This window comes from Acetobacter senegalensis, assembly GCF_001499615.1.
Lineage (GTDB): Bacteria > Pseudomonadota > Alphaproteobacteria > Acetobacterales > Acetobacteraceae > Acetobacter > Acetobacter senegalensis.
The window spans coordinates 1,040,448-1,055,260 of the sequence record NZ_LN606600.1 but is presented as its reverse complement, the minus strand read 5'-3'; the positions used below and the strand labels follow the sequence as shown (position 1 = coordinate 1,055,260).

The 14,813-nt window shown below is 60.4% G+C and carries 11 protein-coding genes and 1 riboswitch; of the genes, 6 read left to right on the top strand and 5 right to left on the bottom strand.

All coding sequences use genetic code 11. The features are described 5' to 3' along the window. Positions 1-79: 79 nt before the first annotated feature. The 5 genes from speD to gcvP all read left to right on the top strand — a co-directional run bounded on the left by speD (position 80) and on the right by gcvP (position 6,467). A complete protein-coding gene (speD, locus tag ASN_RS04680) occupies positions 80-544 on the top strand; it encodes an adenosylmethionine decarboxylase (RefSeq protein WP_006557687.1) in 465 nt (154 codons plus the stop codon). Positions 545-640: 96 nt separating this feature from the next. Continuing rightward, entirely contained in the window at positions 641-1,513 is an 873-nt protein-coding gene (gene speE, locus ASN_RS04675; protein ID WP_058987368.1) for a polyamine aminopropyltransferase, read from the top strand. A 69-nt stretch (positions 1,514-1,582) separates the two neighbouring features. Beyond that, positions 1,583-1,672: riboswitch (glycine riboswitch) on the top strand. Between the two features lie 172 nt (positions 1,673-1,844). Further along, positions 1,845-2,978 carry a glycine cleavage system aminomethyltransferase GcvT gene (gene gcvT / locus ASN_RS04670; protein ID WP_058989127.1) on the top strand — a complete coding sequence of 378 codons (1,134 nt, stop codon included), beginning with the start codon at positions 1,845-1,847 and terminating at the stop codon, positions 2,976-2,978. A gap of 50 nt (positions 2,979-3,028) precedes the next feature. After that, positions 3,029-3,394, top strand: coding sequence for a glycine cleavage system protein GcvH (gene gcvH, locus ASN_RS04665; protein ID WP_058987367.1), 366 nt, complete (start codon positions 3,029-3,031; stop codon positions 3,392-3,394). A 154-nt stretch (positions 3,395-3,548) separates the two neighbouring features. After that, a complete protein-coding gene (gene gcvP / locus ASN_RS04660; protein WP_197603334.1) occupies positions 3,549-6,467 on the top strand; it encodes an aminomethyl-transferring glycine dehydrogenase in 2,919 nt (972 codons plus the stop codon). A 253-nt stretch (positions 6,468-6,720) separates the two neighbouring features. On the opposite strand, the gene ASN_RS04655 is transcribed toward gcvP, so the two are convergent. Genes ASN_RS04655 through ASN_RS04635 form a run of 5 tightly spaced genes read right to left on the bottom strand, consistent with a single transcriptional unit; the run spans position 6,721 to position 13,569 of the window. Beyond that, positions 6,721-8,943, bottom strand: coding sequence for a beta-N-acetylhexosaminidase (locus ASN_RS04655; protein ID WP_082666577.1), 2,223 nt, complete (start codon positions 8,941-8,943; stop codon positions 6,721-6,723). 22 nt (positions 8,944-8,965) lie between these two features. Then, the gene (gene nagB / locus ASN_RS04650) at positions 8,966-9,766 is read right to left on the bottom strand and encodes a glucosamine-6-phosphate deaminase (protein ID WP_058987366.1); all 801 of its coding nucleotides are present in this window, start codon (positions 9,764-9,766) and stop codon (positions 8,966-8,968) included. Between the two features lie 58 nt (positions 9,767-9,824). Then, positions 9,825-10,745, bottom strand: coding sequence for an N-acetylmuramic acid 6-phosphate etherase (locus ASN_RS04645; RefSeq protein WP_058987365.1), 921 nt, complete (start codon positions 10,743-10,745; stop codon positions 9,825-9,827). A 20-nt stretch (positions 10,746-10,765) separates the two neighbouring features. Further along, complete coding sequence (locus ASN_RS04640; protein ID WP_058987364.1) at positions 10,766-12,085, bottom strand: exo-beta-N-acetylmuramidase NamZ family protein; 1,320 nt, start codon at positions 12,083-12,085, stop codon at positions 10,766-10,768. Continuing rightward, positions 12,082-13,569, bottom strand: a complete 1,488-nt coding sequence (locus ASN_RS04635; RefSeq protein WP_058987363.1) for a sodium:solute symporter — start codon at positions 13,567-13,569, stop codon at positions 12,082-12,084. Before ASN_RS04635 ends, ASN_RS04640 begins: the two co-directional genes overlap by 4 nt. Before the next feature lie 249 nt (positions 13,570-13,818). On the opposite strand from ASN_RS04635, the gene ASN_RS04630 reads away from it, so the two are divergent. Next, positions 13,819-14,712 carry a LysR family transcriptional regulator gene (locus tag ASN_RS04630; protein ID WP_058987362.1) on the top strand — a complete coding sequence of 298 codons (894 nt, stop codon included), beginning with the start codon at positions 13,819-13,821 and terminating at the stop codon, positions 14,710-14,712. Positions 14,713-14,813 lie beyond the last annotated feature (101 nt).

Genomic DNA, 14,813 nt, shown 5'->3' with positions numbered 1-14,813 from the left:
TAGGCCGTAGTTACACCCGCTCTTGGCCCAAGGGGGCGATTTCGCCCAACAGGCTGTCTACTGGTTTGGGGGTACGTCAATGAACGCACTTGCTCAACTGGGGATGGTCTCGGAACTCCCGAGCAATAACCAGGCATCTTCTGTTCCGGTCTCGTCTGACGATGATCGTAAGGATTACTTCGTCGAAAAAGACGGCGAGAAATTTGCAGGCACACACCTGCTGGTCGATCTGTGGGACGCCACAAATCTGGATGATCCGGAAAAAATAGACCGGACATTGTGTGAGGCTGCCGTGGCTGCGGGAGCAACCATCCTGCACAGCCACTTCCACCACTTCACGCCCAATGGCGGCGTGTCTGGCGTGGTTGTGCTGGCGGAAAGCCATATTTCCATCCACACATGGCCAGAACGCAATTTTGCGGCCGTGGATATCTTCATGTGCGGTGCATGTGATCCGCACCTTGCCATTCCGGTCATGCAGCGCCTGTTCCAGGCAAAGCGGCTGGAAGTGGATGAGCAACGCCGTGGGCGCGTGGCCATCTAAGGTCCGTTTCCGTCTTTGATGGTGTGTTTGAGGGGGCCAGAATAACGCCGTAACAGGCCGCGTTCTGGCCCTTTTCTTTGTTTGGGATAAAGAGACATGACTGAGCAGTGGATTGAAGAAACCCTTTATGACAACTGGGGCCAGCGCTTCCGCGTCACAAAGGAACTGGCCCGTACCAAAAGCCCGTTTCAGGACATTGTGGTCTTTGAGAGCGAGTCCCACGGCCGCGTGCTTCTGCTGGATGGCGTGGTGCAGATCACGGAGCGGGATGAGTTCGTTTATCAGGAAATGCTCACCCATGTTCCGTTGTTCACCCACGGCGCTGCGCGCAATGTGCTGATTATTGGCGCGGGTGATGGCGGTGTGCTGCGCCGCGTGCTGGAACATCCCGGCGTGGAAAAAGCCGTGATGGTGGAAATTGACGGCGCGGTCATTGAACTTTCAAAACAACACCTGCCCGGCATTGCCGGAGATGCCTGGACCAACCCGCGCGCGGAAGTGATTGTGGGTGATGGCATTGATTACGTGGCAAAGGCGGCTGATGCTTCCTTCGATGTGATCATTGTAGACAGCACGGACCCCATTGGCGTGGGTGAAGTCCTGTTTACGGATTCCTTCTATCAGCATTGCGCCCGTATCCTTACGGCGGAAGGCCTGATTGTGAACCAGTGCGGCGTGCCCTTCATGCAGGCGGATGAACTGCATGAAACCAGCGAGCGCCGGGCCAAGTTCTTCCCGCATGTGTCTGCCTACGTGGCGGCAGTGCCCACCTATGTGGGCGGCTTCATGACGCTGGGTATTGCCTCCAAGGGCAAAAGCCCCGTGGGGCAGGATGTGAACACCGTGCGCACCCTCGCGCAGGACGCCGGAATTCTGGGCAACACCCAGTACTGGACGCCGGAAATTCACGTGGGCTCTTTCAATCTGCCGCCCTATATTGCCAAACATCTGCCCAAGGCAGACGCATAAAACGGGCCATTTGGCCCGCGCAGACTCTACAACCGTGATTGACTTGAAAACGCAATGATGTCACGGTTTTTATCGCGCAGAGGGAGAGACTGGCCTAGCGCCAGCGCCGAAGGAGCAACCGCCCCGGAAACTCTCAGGCAAAAGGACCTTGCGCGATAAACTTCTGGAGAGAGGCGCTTTCGCGCCCGCCGACGGGATAGCGATCTCAGGCAAAGATACAGAAGGGGCAGACGGATATTCTCTGGTCCGGGGCCCTGAACTTTGTCTTTTTATCGGTCACAGTTTTCCGAATACGCAAGGTGCCCCAGTCTTTTTGCGGAAGGCTGCGTGCATGAGCACTGATTCTCTCCTCCACACCCCTCTTTTTTCCCTGCATGAAGATCAAGGCGGCAAAATGGTGCCGTTTGCCGGTTATGCCATGCCCCTGAATTATGCAGATGGCATCATGGCCGAGCACCGCCATGTGCGCACCCATGCGGGCCTGTTTGATGTCTCGCACATGGGGCAGGTGAAGGTGCGTGCCCGCTCTGGCAGTGTGGAGGCCGCCGCCAAAGCGCTGGAACGTCTGGTCCCGGCTGATATTGTGGCCATCAAGAATGGTCGGCAGCGCTACACCCAGTTCACCAATGCCCAGGGTGGCATTCTGGATGATCTGATGGTGGCGCGGCTGGATGATACTCTGCTGCTGGTGGTCAACGCCGCGTGCAAGGCCGCCGATATTGCCCTCATGCAGGATGAACTGGTGGATTGTCTGGTAGAGCCGCTTGAAGAACGCGCTCTGCTGGCGCTTCAGGGGCCGGAAGCCGAACAGGCGTTGGCGGCGCTTGCGCCGGATGTGAAAACCATGGCCTTCATGGATGTGCGCGCTCTGGATGTAGATGGCGCAAGCTGCGTGATTTCCCGCTCCGGCTACACCGGGGAGGACGGGTTTGAAATTTCCGTGCCCGCGCTGGATGCCTCACGCGTGGCGCGCCAGTTGCTGGCTCAGCCCAACGTTAAACCCATAGGCCTCGGCGCGCGGGACAGCCTGCGGCTGGAAGCTGGCATGTGCCTGTATGGCGCGGATATTGATGAGACGACCACGCCAGTTGAAGCGGCCCTTGAATGGTCCATTCAGAAATCCCGCCGCAAGGGCGGTGCGCGGGAAGGGGGCTTTCCGGGCGCGGACATCATTCTGGGCCAGCTTGAAAATGGCGTGACCCGTCGCCGTGTGGGGCTGCTGGCAGAAGGCCGTGCCCCTGTGCGCGGCGGTGCCCCCCTTTATTCTGATCCCGCTTTTGCCGATGGCATAGGCAAGGTGACCTCCGGCGCCTTTGGCCCCACGGTGGAAGCCCCGGTTGCCATGGGCTATGTGGCCACTGCCTGTGCAGCCCCCAAAAGCCCCGTTTTTGCCGAACTGCGAGGCCGCGCCGTGCCTGCGGTTGTGGCGTCCCTGCCGTTCGTGCCTGCGCGCTTCAAACGGTAATTCTGTTTTCTCAACGGTTTCAAAAGACTTTTTTCAAGGAGTGCTGAGGCATGACACTGTATTTTACTAAAGAACATGAATGGCTGCGCGTTGAAGGTGAGTCCGCCGTGGTGGGCATTACCAAGCACGCTGCCGAGGAACTGGGCGAACTGGTGTTTGTTGAAGTGCGTGATGCCGGAACCGAGGTCAAAGCCGGTGAATCCGTAGCCGTGGTGGAATCCGTCAAGGCGGCTTCAGACATTTATGCCCCGGTGGATGGCGAAGTGCTGGAAGGCAACGCTACCCTGACGGATGACCCCGCCCGCGTCAGTTCCGACCCGGAAGGCGAAGGCTGGATTCTGAAATTCCGCATCACCAACCCGGATCAGCTTTCCGGCCTGCTGGATGCCGCCGCCTACGCCGCATTGATCGCCTGAGTCTGCCCGCCGGGGCGTGGAGGGCGGTCTGTTCCCGCCCTTATGCCCCGGCACCCTGCCAAAGGGGCGTTGCGCTGCCCGGTTTTTGTTAAGCCACAGCGCAACGCCCGCCAGAAACATTCTTCCTGTTTCCCGCTTTTTCAGGATACCCCGCATGTTCACCCTTGCTTCCGGTCCGGACCGTTCCTCCGGCTGTTCTGCTGATACGCTGCCCGCTTTTGCAGGCCTGCAACCGGAGGCAGATACCTTTGTGCCCCGCCATATCGGTCCCACGGCGGATGATCTGGCGGTCATGCTCAAAACAGTCGGTGCGCCCTCGCTTGATGCGCTGATGCAGGAAACGCTGCCTGCCGCCATTCGGGCCACACAGCCCATGGGTATTGGCAAGGGCTGGAGCGAGGTGGAGGTTCTGGCCCATCTGCGCACATTGGCCAACCAGAATCAGGTCATGACATCGCTGATCGGGCAGGGCTATTACGGCACCGTTCTGCCAGCCGTCATTCAGCGCAATATTCTGGAAAACCCGGCATGGTACACGGCCTATACGCCGTATCAGCCGGAAATCAGCCAGGGCCGTCTGGAAGCGCTGCTGAACTTCCAGACCATGATTTCCGAACTGACCGGGCTGGATATTGCCAACGCGTCCCTGCTGGATGAAGCCACTGCGGCAGCGGAAGCCATGGCCATGGCGAACCGGGTATCCAAATCCAAGGCCACAGCTTTTTTTGTAGATGCAGACTGCCACCCACAGACCATTGCCGTGCTGAAAACACGTGCGGAACCGCTGGGCATTGCATTGGTCATTGGCGCGCCGGAAACAGATCTGGTTGCAGCAGATGTTTTTGGTGCGCTGTTCCAGTATCCGGGGTCTTCCGGTGCTCTCAAAGACCCTCGCGCAACCATTGAGGCCCTGCATGCGGCGGGCGGTATTGCCGTCATGGCGGCAGACCCGTTGGCGCTGACAGTGCTGACCTCTCCCGGTGAACTGGGGGCGGATATCGCCATTGGCTCCACGCAGCGTTTTGGCGTGCCCATGGGGTTTGGTGGCCCGCACGCGGCCTATATGGCCACGCGGGATGCGTGGAAGCGCAACATGCCGGGCCGTCTGGTCGGGGTGTCCATTGATAGTCAGGGCCGCTCTGCCTACCGGCTGGCGCTGCAAACGCGTGAGCAGCATATCCGGCGTGAAAAAGCGACCTCCAACATCTGCACGGCGCAGGTGCTGCTGGCCGTTATTGCGGGCATGTATGCGGTCTATCACGGGCCGGAAGGGCTGCGCGCCATTGGCCGCCGGGTGCATGGGCTGACCACCACACTGGCTGCTGGTCTGAAAGCGCTTGGTGTTACAGTCCAGACCGAACAGTTTTTTGATACCATCACCCTTCAGGTGGGCGATGGTGCTGCGGATATTCTGGCTCGCGCCCGGTCCGCTGGCCTTAACCTGCGTGATGCTGGCAAGGGGCGTATCGGCATCAGTCTGGATGAAACCTCCACCCCCAAAACCGTTCTGGCCGTATGGTCCGCTTTCTGTGCGGAACAGGGCCGGGTGGATAAAATGGCGCAGGCGCTGGCTCCGGCCACCAGCACCATTCCCACTAATCTGAGCCGCCAGTCTGCTTTCCTGACGCAGCCGGTGTTCAGTTCCTGCCGTTCAGAAACAGACATGCTGCGCTATCTGCGCCGTCTGGCTGATAAGGATCTGGCGCTTGACCGCACCATGATCCCGCTTGGCTCCTGCACCATGAAGCTGAACGCCACCGTGGAGATGATCCCCATCACATGGCCCGGTTTCAGTGACATTCACCCCTTTGCCCCGGCAGATCAGACGCGGGGGTATCAGGCCCTGTTTGCTGATCTGGAACGCTGGCTGTGCGCCATCAGCGGGTATGATGCCGTGTCCTTCCAGCCTAATTCCGGCGCGCAGGGTGAATATGCCGGGCTTCTGGCCATCAGCGCCTATCATCGCGCACGGGGGGAAACCAACCGTACAGTGTGCCTGATTCCGGCCTCCGCCCACGGTACCAACCCGGCCTCCGCCCAGATGGCGGGCATGAAGGTTGTGGTGGTGAAGTGTGATGCCGGTGGCAATATTGATCTGGAAGACATGCGGGAGAAAGTGACTGCTCACGCGGCTGATCTGTCCGCCGTGATGATCACCTATCCCTCCACCCACGGCGTGTTTGAAGAAAGCATGCGTGAAATCTGTGATCTGGTGCATCAGGCCGGAGGGCAGGTGTATGTGGATGGCGCGAACATGAACGCGCAGGTGGGCCTTGCCCGCCCCGGTGATTACGGTGGCGATGTCAGCCATTTCAACCTGCACAAAACGTTCTGTATTCCGCATGGTGGCGGTGGTCCGGGCATGGGGCCAATTGGCGTCAAGGCGCATCTGGCTCCGTTCCTGCCCGGCAACCCTGCGGCGGAAGGCACGGCTCTGGCCGTCAGCGCCGCGCCGTTTGGTTCGGCCTCTATTCTGCCGATCTCCTGGGCCTATATCCGCCTGATGGGGGATGAAGGGCTGAAACGCGCCACGCAGGTGGCCATTCTGAACGCCAATTATATTGTCAGCCGTCTGATAGAGGCCTACCCGGTGCTGTATCGGGGCGCGCAGGGCCGCGTGGCGCATGAATGCATTCTGGACCTTCGCCCTTTGAAAGATGCAGCCGGTGTCACGGTGGATGACATGGCCAAGCGTTTGGTGGATTACGGCTTCCATGCGCCCACGGTCAGCTTCCCGGTGGCGGGCACCTTCATGATCGAACCCACGGAATCTGAAAGCAAAGCGGAACTCGACCGCTTCTGCGAGGCCATGCTGGCCATTCGTGAGGAAGTGCGCGCCATTGAAGCGGGCAAGCTGACGGCAGAGCAATCCCCCCTGCGCCACGCGCCCCATACCGCCAGCGATGTCACGGCAGAACCGTGGGACCATGCCTACACCCGTCAGGACGCCTGCTTCCCGCCCGGTGTCAGCCGTTCCAGCAAATACTGGCCACCTGTGGGGCGGATTGATAACGCCCATGGGGATCGGAATCTTGTCTGTTCCTGCCCCGATATTTCGGAATGGATGGAATAAGAAAGCCACCCGGCCACAGCAGACCCACGACAAAAGAAAAGGGCGGAGCCAGCAGGTTCCGCCCTTTTTGTTTATGAGGTTTTGTAGAATTCTTTTGAAAAAGATATGGTGCAATCAAAGGCTATCTGAAAGCCCTTACCTGCCAACCTGCCAACCTGCCAACCTGCCAACCTGCCAACCTGCCAACCTGCCAACCTGACCAGACAGGCTTTCCCTTCACCCTCTGGTTTGATGATTTGCGAGTTAAGGCTGCTTAGTGGGCACCCCCCTCTCCATGCATGATGCGGGCGGAAAGCGCTTCAATCCCTGGCAGGATATCCTGAAGCAGATCACCCGGCGGTTGCGGCGTGTTGGTGACCACTTTGGTGGTAGCAGAGGCTGCAATTTCCGCACGCGCCTTGCGCACGGCGGCGCGCACCCGGTGCTTCCAGCCAGCCGAATGATCATACCCCAGCATCATCAACCCGGCCTGTGCCAGATTTTTCAGGTTTTCAGAAGCAGGCAGGGCATTTTGCAAGGCGGGATTACGGGCTGCGGTGGCCTGAAACGCGGCGTCATTCGCAACCCAGTAACTCAGTTGCGCCCGCAGGGTGGCTTTCAGGTCCTTCTGGCCTGCGGCATAGGCTGCGGCCTGTCGGTTGAAGGTATCCGCTGCAAAGCTGTCCGGGCTGGCAATGTCGGCCAGCGTATTCAGGTCCTGCTCCGTAGCGCGCTGCTTGTGGCGGATCTGTAAAAACTCGTGATTATGCGCGTAATTCCGCACAGGGCTGGTTACACTCAGCAGCACACTGGCGGGAGCCGTCTCACCCGGAGCCAGCCGAGCAAGCCTCTGGCTGGCATGGGCGCTGCTTTCCAGCCCCAGTTCTTCCAGCTTGTCCTGCGTTACGGCAAGGCGAGGGTAAAGGGTCTGCCCGTCACAGGCTGAGGCCGGGGACCAGAAGCGCTCGGCAAGGGCGGCCATGCGGGGCCACAGGCGGCTATCCAGCATCTCTTCAGTGACAATTTCCGTCCACAGCGCGGCTTCCGCGCCCAGAACCAGCCCCTTCTGCGCGTCTGTCAGCGGTGTGGTCTGGGTTGTGACTTTGTCGGCAATGGTGCCACCCGGCCCGGTGGCCTGTGCGGCGGCTTCCGCTTCCGCCATGTTGGCAACATTTCCCAACGGGTCCTGCGCATACGGGATGGCGGCGGGTTGCAGTCGGTCCAGATAATAACCATCAGACACAACCACCGGGTGGCCTGCCGCCGTGGCGGCGGCTGTGCGGGCTGCCCCGCGCCAGATTTCCACCACGGTATCACGCGGGATATCGGCGGCGGTGATCTCATCCCAGCCAATAACCTTCTTGTGGCGGCGGGTCAGCGCCTGCGCAACGCGCGTGGTGAATTCTGCCTGCATTTCCGCAGGTGTTTTGAAACTATGCGCCTGCATATAGGCCTGAATGTGTGGGGACGTTGTCCATTGCTTGGCCACAACCTCATCCCCGCCTATGTGAAAATATGCGTCCGGGAATAGGGATGCCATTTCTCCATATAGCGCCGTGACAAAGCGGTAGGTGGCGGGGTTGGTCGGGTCCAGCGCGGCGCGGTTTTTCTCGGCCCGGTCTTCCATGTTCAGTGGGGCCTGTGCCGCGTAACGCGGATAGGCTTCCAGCAGGGCAAAGGTATGGCCCGGCGTGTCAAATTCGGGCACCACGCGGATGCCCCGTTCCGCCGCATAGGTGACAAGGGCCCGGATCTGCTTTTGCGTATAATACGCCCCGTGTGACGCCACGGTGTGCAGGCGCGGGAACAGGCGGCTTTCAACCCTGAAGCCCTGCCCATCAGAGAGGTGTAGGTGCAGCACATTCAGTTTCACCATTTCCATGGCGTCAATCTGGCGCTGCAACGTGGGGATGGACATGAAATGGCGGCTGACATCAATCATCAGCCCGCGCCAGCGGAAGCGGGGGGCATCATTCAGGCTGGCATGGGTTATCACCGCGCCAGTAGCATCCCGCCCGGCAAGTTGCAGCAGGGAGGCCAGACCATGCAGAATACCCACCGGCCCGGCAGCATTCAGCGTTGCGCCAGAAGCTGAGACAGTCAGCGCATACTGTTCCGGCATGTCCAGAGCGGGAAACGCACCGTCTTTCCCGGCGCAATGGAGCGTGATGGTAAAGGCCGAGGCATCCGCAGAGGATGAGACAAATCTGATCGGCTGGCCTGTCAGTTTTTCAAGGTGGGTGCGGAAGCGTTCAACCGCCGTGACCAGAACGGGCAGCGCTTTTCCATCCCACCGGATCACTATGGTTTTGGGCAACGGAGACGTTGCACCATCGGTCTGGATACTGGAGGGTGCTGGCATGATAACGGGTTTTTCCGCCCCGCCCAGTCCCGCCCCGCTTGTAACAGGGGCGCTCAGTGCGGGGGCGGCAGACCAGACCAGCGCCGTTGCGGAAACCAGAAAACAGCGCATGGGCCGGGTGATCTGTCGCATCATGAAAAATCCGTTGTCCTTCTTCTCAGGTCAGCAGCGTGTGCAGGGCGCGTAATTCCGGGTCATGCTTCAAGGCATGATCCAGCGCCGGGCGTATGGTCAGGGCGCTGGCGGCGTCTTCATCTGCCAGAACAAGGCAGTTGGTATGAAAATGCAAGGCCGAGGCGCTGATTTGCGCTGTCACTGGCCCTTCCAGCACGGCGCGCAGCATCTCGGCCTTGGCCTTGCCAGCCACTGTCAGCACAATGCGCCTGCTTTCCAGAATGGTGCCAGTGCCCATGGTCAACGCCAGAGGCGGAACAGATTCCGGCTTACCATCAAAAAGCCCAGCATTCTGCAGGCGTGTTTCCGGGGCCAGCACAACCGGGCGCGTGCGGGAGGCAAGGGAGGAAAGGGGTTCGTTAAACCCAATATGCCCGTTTTCTCCCAACCCCAGAAGTTGCAGGTCTATGCCCCCTGCGGCCTTGATGGCGGCATCGTACCGTTGCCCTTCGGCTGCCAGATCTGCCGCCATGCCGTTGGGCAGATGTGTGCGGTCCGGGGCAATGCCGACATGCTGGAACAGGTGCGTGTGCATGTAGGCATGGTAGGAACGCGCATCCGTTGCAGGCAGGCCCACATATTCATCCAGATTGAAGGTGGTGCAGCCTGAAAAATCCAGCCCATCCTCCCGGTGGCGCTGCACAAGGTGGGCATACACCGCCTCCATGGTGCGGCCAGTGGCCAGCCCCAGAACAGAATTGGGCTTGCGGCTGATCTGCTCGGCCAGAAGGGTGGCCGTCAGGCGGGCCAGATCCGTGCGGTTGGGGCACAGAAAAACTTTCATGGTCCTACAAGGTCCTTTGCAAAAACGGCTGGAAGGGCAGGGGCATTGCGGGTGGTGTTCAGCGCTGCGTCTGCGCCAGAACGATGCGCAGATTGCCACCGTTTTCAGCCAGCACGGTGCGGCCTTCCTCCGGGGTAAAGCCAAAACACACCAGAATGGCCAGCTTGATGCTGCCTTCGGCTTTTTCCAGCGCGGCGTGGGCCTCGGCCTCGGTGCAGCCTGTCAGTTGCTGCACCATGCGGTGGGCGCGGCGCACCAGTTTGGCGTTGACTATCCGCATATCCACCATCTGCCCGCGCCATGTGTGGCCCAGCCGCACCATCAGCGCGGTAGAGAGCATGTTCAGCGCCACTTTCTGGGCTGTTCCGGCTTTCATGCGGGTGGAGCCTGCTACCACTTCCGGGCCGGTTTCAATCAGAATACCGATCTCGGCATCGTGCAGCAGGCGGGCGTCCGGGCTGCAGGAAAAACCAATGGTCAGGCTGCCTGCCGCACGGGCGGCGGTCAGGGCTGCGCAGGTATAGGGCGTGCCGCCACTGGCTGCTACGCCAATCACCACATCATCCGGCCCGGCCTTGTGGGTGGCAATGGCGGCGCGGGCGGTGTCTTCTTCATCCTCGGCCCCTTCAACGGGCTGGAACAGCGCTGCGTCTCCGCCTGCCAGCAGCAGTACAAGCCGGTCTTCCGGCCAGCCATAGGTCGGGATCAGTTCCACCCCATCCTGCAAGCCAATGCGGCCTGATGTTCCTGCCCCCACGTAAAACAGCCGCCCACCGCGCTGCAGGCGCGGCAGGGCTGCCGTTATGGCGTCTTCCATGCCCGGCAGGGCGGCTTTGACAGCGGAAACCGCACCAAGCTGGCTTTCCAGCAGCGCTTCCAGCAGGGTTCCCGTGGGCCAGAGATCAAGTGCCTCATACCGGGAATCAGACATTTCAGTTTTGGCGGGCACACCGGCGGAGGACGAAACCGTGGAGGTCATGAAGCGGAAAATCCTGTTCTCTAGTATAAAAGATGCGTGTGGCGCAGGGCGCTGAAGCGGTCCAGATCAGCCTGCCATGTCGCGGCCAGTGCTGTGGCGTCTGCTCCATGGTCAAGCAGGGGGCGGATCTTTCGGCTACCGCAAAGCTGGTCAAATGTCTTGCCATTCCCGCGCCAGAAGGCTGGTCCGGCCAGCCTGCGGCCCGTGCTTAGCAGGGTCATGCCGGTGGCAACGGGGTCAAACACGGTGCGGTCCATAACGGCGCAGTGCAGCCCATGCAGCAACGTGTTTTTGAACGGATCTACCTGCGGCGTGAACCACACATCCCGGAAGGCGGCACCGGCACAGCCAGCCGCAGCTGCCTGCTCCGCCCAGATCCGGCCATCCACGCCCGCGCTGCCCAGATACAGGAACGGCATGGTGGTGCCACGCCCTACGGAAAAGGATGTGCCTTCAAATAAACAGGTGCCAGGATACACCAGCGCCGTCAGCGCGGAGGGCATGTTGGGGCTGGGTGGGCACCATGTCAGGCCGGTGTCTTCAAAAAACATGCCGCGCTGCCAGCCTTCCATGCGCACAACGTCCAGCGTGGCGGCCTTGCCCGCCAGTGCGGGCATGAAGGCGGCATTGAACAGCCGCGCCAGTTCCGCAACCGTCATGCCATGGCGCAGGGCAATAGGCGCACGCCCCACAAAGGAGGACAAAGCCGGGTCCAGCACCGGGCCGGAAGCATCGGTGCCGGAAATGGGGTTGGGGCGGTCCAGCACCAGCAGCGGCAGGCCAAGCTGCGCACAGGCCGCCATGCAGTCAAACAGGGTCCAGATATAAGTGTAAAACCGAGATCCCGTATCCTGAACATCAAACATCAGCAGCGTAATGCCTGATTTTTTCAGGATGCTTTTCAGCGCGTCTCCGCTTTTGGCGTAGATGTCATACACTGTGCAGCCCGTTTGCGGGTCCTGCGTTTCGGGCTCGGAAAATCCTTCCCGCATGGAACCACGGAACCCGTGTTCCGGCCCGAAAACAGCGTGCAACTGCACGGAGGGCGCGTCATGCAGGCAATCCACAATGGAGCGGAGTGCAGCATCCACGCTCGCCACGTTGGCAATGACCCCTATCTTGTGGCCCTTGAGGGGAGCGTAGTTGTCTTCACGTAGTTTTTCAAAGCCGGTTTTTACGGGGGCGGTGGCCTGCTTCTGGCAGGGTGTTGGTGCGGGTGGGGCGGCGTGGGCTGTAGCGGCAGCCCCGCGTGTTGCCATGGCTCCCCCCAACCCCACAGCAGCCTGAAGAGCAAGTTTGCTGGCGCGTGTGGCCAGAGCGCGGCGGCTGATACGGGTCATGATTTAGGCCTTTTGGCAGGCAGGGAGATCACGCCGCGCACCACATGCAGGCCCGCGGCAAATACAAACAGCAGCACCATGCCCAGCAGAATCAGCCACGGAAACGCCAGTGCATGGCCACCGGGGTGCAGCACCACCATGGCCAGCAGCATCAGCGGCACGGTCATGCAAAAGGCGGGCAGAAGTTCGGCAGAGCGGGCGGAGGGCAGCAGCATGCCTGCCAGAAAGGTGCCCAGCATGGGGCCATAACTACAGGCGGCAATGGACAGCCCAAGCAGCACGGCGGACTGGCTTCCCTGTGCAAACAGCAAGGAACAGCCAACAAGAGCCGCAGCCCAGACCACGGTAATGCCACGCGCCAGCGCCAGCGGGCCAACGCTGATCATCCGGCTCAGACGGGTGCAGAGCGCGGAGAAATCTCCCACCGTGGCGGCTGTCATGGCGGACAGGGTGGAGGAGAGTGACCCCATGGTGGCCGCCAGAATGGCCGCAACCATCAGCCCGCGCAGCCCCGGTGGCAGTCCGTGCACAATGTAGTCAGGAAACACGGCATCTGGTGAGGATAGGCCCGTTTGCGCCAACGGCACTTGCCCATGATACATCCACAGCAGAATGCCAACGCAGGAAAGCAGGAAGAACAACGCCGCCACGCCCACGGCGCTGCCCATCAGCGCCATGCGGGCTTCCTTCAGGTTACGGGCTGCCAGCACACGTTGCACCATCAACTGGTCTGTCCCGTGGGAGGCAAGCGTCATCAACGCGCCCCCACCAATGGCGGCAACAGGGGTGAAAGCACTGCTGAAAGGGACGGATGCCTGCGCAAACAATGCAAATTTCCCAGCATGCTGCAATGTGCTGAAGGCGCCGGAGGGCAATCCATGCAGCAACAGGGCCGCACACAAAGCGGAGCCCCCAAGATACAGGCAGAACTGAATGGCGTCAGACCACACAACCGCCCGCAGGCCCCCGCATAAGGTGTAAAAAAGCGTAATGCCCACAATGCAAACCAGCAGCAGGGTACGGGGCACAGCCATATGGGCCGCGGCCAGCATGGCCGTTAGTGGTAGCATGCCGGCAAACAGCCGCACGGCTTCCGCCAGAACGCGGGTGCCCAGAAAAGTGGCTGAGGCCGCACGCTGCATACGGCCACCAAAGCGCTGGCCCAGATAATCATACGCGCTCAACATGCGGCCGGAACTGTAAAGCGGCAGAAATTTCCAGGCCACAATGGCACGGCCCAGAAGATAGCCAAGTGCCAGCCCCACAAACACCATGCCGCTGCCAAAGGCCACGCCGGGCACACTGATAACGGTGAGGGTAGAGGTTTCCGTTGCCACCATGGAAAGGCAGAGCGCCCACCATGGCAGATCATGCCCGCCTTCCAGATACGCGGCGGTGGATGCCTGGCGGCCCGAAAGAGCTACGGCCAGCAGCGGCATGCCCGCCAGGTAGGCGAGCATCACGGCCAGATCAAGTATGGTCATAAAAGCCGTGTCTTCACAGTCTGGTCTCTCCCTGCAATGCAGGGGCAAGTATGCGGCCAAGCTGGCGGGGGGACAACACGGCACGGGGCATTGTGTCTTTCAATTTTGTTGTGGCATGTTAACATTCTGTTATGACAGGACAGCAGGCTAGGCAGGCTTGCGTCTTTATGGAACGCGTTCTGCACGCTGCCCGCGCAGAGACTGTGTGTTTCAGGAACACGATAAAACAGGAAGGATGAAACGCCCGTTATGCGTTTACGTCAGATCGAAGTTTTCTATGCGATCATGTCCACAGGTTCCCTGCGTCGTGCTGCTGAAGTGTTGCATGTCTCTCAGCCTGCGGCCAGCAAGGTTCTGCGCTATGCGGAGCAGTCTTTGGGGTTCGCGCTGTTCGAGCGTACGGGCGGCAGGCTTGTGCCCACGCGTGAGGCCCTGATCATGCTGCCGCATGTGAACACCATTTTTGAGAAAGTGTCCGATCTCAAAAGATTGACGGAAAACCTCCGCTACGCGCGGGATGGTCACGCCATCAGCATAGGCTGCGTGCCGAGCCTGGGGCTGAGCGTGGTGCCACGGGTAATTCAGCGTTATCACGCCACCCATCCGGGTAACGAACTCACAATTGATACGCTGCATGGGCCGGAGATTGTCTCGCGCATTCTCAACCATGATCTTGATCTGGGCATTGTGTTCGGCACGTATGAAAAACAGGGCCTGACCGCCAGCCATATTGCCGAAGTACCGCTGGTGCTGATTGACCAGAACTGCACCAAAGGCCCCGTTGCGTTGGAGGACATTGATCCCGCCCGCTATATCGGCCTGAGCGAGAACGATCCCACAGCCCGCCTGCTGGATATGGCGTGGGAGGAAGCGGGTCTGTCTGCCGTGCCTGTTGTGCGGGTGCGAACCCATTACATGGCGGCCGAACTGGTGCGGCTTGGCGGTGGGTGCGCCATTGTGGATGGGCTGACGGCCCTGCATCATCCGGGCCTGCCACCGCCGCTTCCGCTCAAGCCACCGCTGGGCATGGCCTGCACGGTTCTCTTCCGGGCGGATTACGCACTTTCCCATATCTCGCAAGATATTCTCACGCTTCTCAAGGAAGAGATAAAACGTGATCTCGCGGCTTTGCCCACGCTCTAACTGCGGAAAGCCGCCATTTCTGTCCGGTCATTCGGGCCTGTCTTAACCATTGGCTAATGGAAGCAGATGTTTTTGACATGGACAGATGTCCATTTTCTCCT

Bases quoted from the DNA above. Each gene is read 5' to 3' on its own strand.
- speD (WP_006557687.1), top strand. From the start codon at position 80: ATGAACGCACTTGCTCAACTGGGGATGGTCTCGGAACTCCCGAGCAAT.
- speE (WP_058987368.1), top strand. From the start codon at position 641: ATGACTGAGCAGTGGATTGAAGAAACCCTTTATGACAACTGGGGCCAG.
- gcvT (WP_058989127.1), top strand. From the start codon at position 1,845: ATGAGCACTGATTCTCTCCTCCACACCCCTCTTTTTTCCCTGCATGAA.
- gcvH (WP_058987367.1), top strand. From the start codon at position 3,029: ATGACACTGTATTTTACTAAAGAACATGAATGGCTGCGCGTTGAAGGT.
- gcvP (WP_197603334.1), top strand. From the start codon at position 3,549: ATGTTCACCCTTGCTTCCGGTCCGGACCGTTCCTCCGGCTGTTCTGCT.
- ASN_RS04655 (WP_082666577.1), bottom strand. From the start codon at position 8,943: ATGATGCGACAGATCACCCGGCCCATGCGCTGTTTTCTGGTTTCCGCA.
- nagB (WP_058987366.1), bottom strand. From the start codon at position 9,766: ATGAAAGTTTTTCTGTGCCCCAACCGCACGGATCTGGCCCGCCTGACG.
- ASN_RS04645 (WP_058987365.1), bottom strand. From the start codon at position 10,745: ATGACCTCCACGGTTTCGTCCTCCGCCGGTGTGCCCGCCAAAACTGAA.
- ASN_RS04640 (WP_058987364.1), bottom strand. From the start codon at position 12,085: ATGACCCGTATCAGCCGCCGCGCTCTGGCCACACGCGCCAGCAAACTT.
- ASN_RS04635 (WP_058987363.1), bottom strand. From the start codon at position 13,569: ATGACCATACTTGATCTGGCCGTGATGCTCGCCTACCTGGCGGGCATG.
- ASN_RS04630 (WP_058987362.1), top strand. From the start codon at position 13,819: ATGCGTTTACGTCAGATCGAAGTTTTCTATGCGATCATGTCCACAGGT.